Raw genomic sequence first — 2,682 nt, 5'->3', positions numbered from 1 at the left:
TACTTACCGTGGCGCAATAAAAAAGGAGAACTCTCCTCTAACTCAACATCAGTTGCGTATAATTGGGTTGGTGTAAACTGTGTCAGTGCCTATGCTCATGAGCTAGGCCATAATATGGGGTTACACCATTCACGAGCACAAAAAAGTAAAGGTTCAATTTATGAATGGGGAGTTGGTCATGGAGAATTTGGTCAGTACGTAACCACTATGGCATATCAAAGTGCATATAGCCAAGGTAAGTGGGTACCACGTTTACCCTTTTTTTCAAATCCAGCTATCTTCGAATGTCATGGCATGGCATGTGGTGTTGATATCAATAAAAAAAATGGTACTAATGCATCACTCGCTTTAAATCGTGTTGCCTCAAAGTTAGCTGAATTTATGCCTACTAAGCATGAATTAGCTAATAAAAACAATACAAATGTTAAATTATGCAATCAACCAGAAGTGTCAGGGAATTTGATTAATAACCCAGAATTCAATGAATCTCAACTCTCATTCTGGCACTCTCGCGGTGGAAGCCAACTAACCACAGAAAAAATACAAAAATCATGTGGGCAAGACTATGTACTTAACGTTGCAAATGCGCAAGGGCAAGCAGATGTTTATACGATCATTAAGGATTTAAAAGCAGATACAAATTATGATTTTTCTGCAAAAGTAAAATTAGGCACTCTAAAGAACGCTAGAGCACAAATCAAATTCGTCTTACAAATACCTAAGCAAGAGGATATTGTCCTTAAAACACTATCCGTTACCAATAAAGAATTTACACAAGTAAAAACAAAATTCATACTTTCACAAAGTACTTTTTTAAAAAATGAACATAAATTAAAACTTGTTGTTTATTCAATCAGTGATAACAAAAATAATGCTTTTCTGCTTGATGATATCGTTGTTAAAAAAGCTATCGATCAACCTGAAAAGCCGACAAATAGAACACATACCCTGTTTTCTCATAACTTTGAAGATGGATTAAATAGCTGGCATCAAGGGTTTGATAGCCATATTGCCTTAACTAAAAGTCAAGAAGGCCAACATCATTTAGCCATATCTAACCGCCCATACTGGTATGCCGGAGCAGCATACGATGTACGAGGTTTACTTAAAAAAAATACTACATATCAAGTCAAAGCCAATTTTAAGCTGACAACTCAATCAACTATCCCCCAATATGCTGATATGAGGCTATATTATTATGACGATGCAGGTCATCATTGGCTAACCATTAATCAGCAGCCTGTCTCAGTAAACCAATGGCATTCATTAACGGGCAACATCAACATCTCCCCTAAAGGTCAGGTTCTTGTCCAAAAATTATTCATATTTGGACCCGAAAAGGGCATTAATTTTGAGATTGATAATGTCCAGCTAAGTAAAATCAATCTGCTCTAACAGATTATCAATAGATCCCTCGGTATACACCATTATGTTAAAATTCACTACGAGCATAGGGTGCTTAATGCTGCTTTGCGCCCTTATAACATATTTTTTTCTCAGTAAAGAGAATCAGGCTAAGTCGATAAAAACAACGAGCTCAATAACCGCTGTTACTGTTAATAAAGCTGAAAATAATGATCAATTACCTCAACAAAACCAAGAAGACTTACCACAGGTAAAGCCATCGAAACCAATAAAAAACGCTAGTGCAACGGTAAACAGTGATAAACAAAAGCATGCCTGGGCAGTCAATGTCAATAACCCCATTGTTGAAGAAAATGGTATCCATGTTGGTATAGCAAAAATGGACACTGATTTGTTAGCCAATCTTTCTTTAGAACAAACATTAGTGGTTGATATCCCCCATAACAATGAACGATATCAAGTCAAGTTAAACACTACCTATAACTTTTCTGATAGCGTTGAGGTATGGGAAGGTAAGATTGAGAACGGACAACCCTACGAACGTATTTCAATACATAGAGGTAAAAAACAAGCCTATATTTCAGTATCCACCACCAATGGTCTGTATACCGCTACGGTAAACCCCAGCACAGGTGTTGTAAAGATTACTAATGATAGCGAGATAACTCACCATAAAAACCAAGGTAAAGTAGATGTAATGAAAGCAACAGCATTTACCATTCCTGCCCCCACTCGTAAAACAAATAATGGAGGAATTGAATAACAGTTTATCATTTAAAAGAATGGCGGTACCACTGACTGGACCGCCATAAACAAACATTATCATCCTACAGCTACTTTCCTTATTCCCTTCCAAAGTTATACTATTCCCTCTTCACGGCAGGTATTTTAACTAAACTCTGGTGGTAGAACATCATATTTGGGCACTCCTTCTGGGAATACCGCCCAACTTGGTGCAGATGCCGTATAAATTGCCATTTTTGGTTTTAACTCATTATTGTTATTTATAGTACTGCCAGAGACTGAATAAAAATTAGCTACCTTGACATCTATGCAAAGAGTTGTTCCACAATGACTACAAAACTGATGTATCATTTCTTTACCTGAATCACCTAGGCGGGTATACAACGCTGGCTGCCCTTTTGTGAAGGTCAGATTTTCTTTAGGTACCCAAACGCCAAACCACTTATCGGAACCCGTATGTATTTGGCAGGATTTGCAATAGCAGAATGCCGTATTGATCGGCTCCTCTTCAAATGAGTACTCAACTGATCCACATGCACATTGGCCTTTAGTTTCACTCATAACATAACCTTT

General features: G+C 37.4%; 3 protein-coding genes. 2 read left to right on the top strand and 1 reads right to left on the bottom strand.

The window, feature by feature from the left end:
* On the top strand, positions 1–1,395 hold a 1,395-nt coding region (locus tag KCG35_RS24450; protein WP_215822468.1), incomplete at its 5' end, for a carbohydrate binding domain-containing protein.
* Positions 1,396–1,462: 67 nt separating this feature from the next.
* Positions 1,463–2,128 carry a protease inhibitor BamI-like protein gene (locus tag KCG35_RS24445; protein ID WP_215822467.1) on the top strand — a complete coding sequence of 222 codons (666 nt, stop codon included), beginning with the start codon at positions 1,463–1,465 and terminating at the stop codon, positions 2,126–2,128.
* 125 nt (positions 2,129–2,253) lie between these two features.
* Here KCG35_RS24445 and KCG35_RS24440 read toward each other — a convergent pair.
* On the bottom strand, positions 2,254–2,682 hold a 429-nt coding region (locus tag KCG35_RS24440), incomplete at its 5' end, for a GFA family protein (protein ID WP_230409355.1).

The sequence above is a fragment of the Zooshikella harenae genome, from assembly GCF_018837975.1.
In the GTDB taxonomy this organism is placed as follows: domain Bacteria; phylum Pseudomonadota; class Gammaproteobacteria; order Pseudomonadales; family Zooshikellaceae; genus Zooshikella; species Zooshikella harenae.
This window is presented reverse-complemented; position numbering and strand designations above follow the sequence as displayed.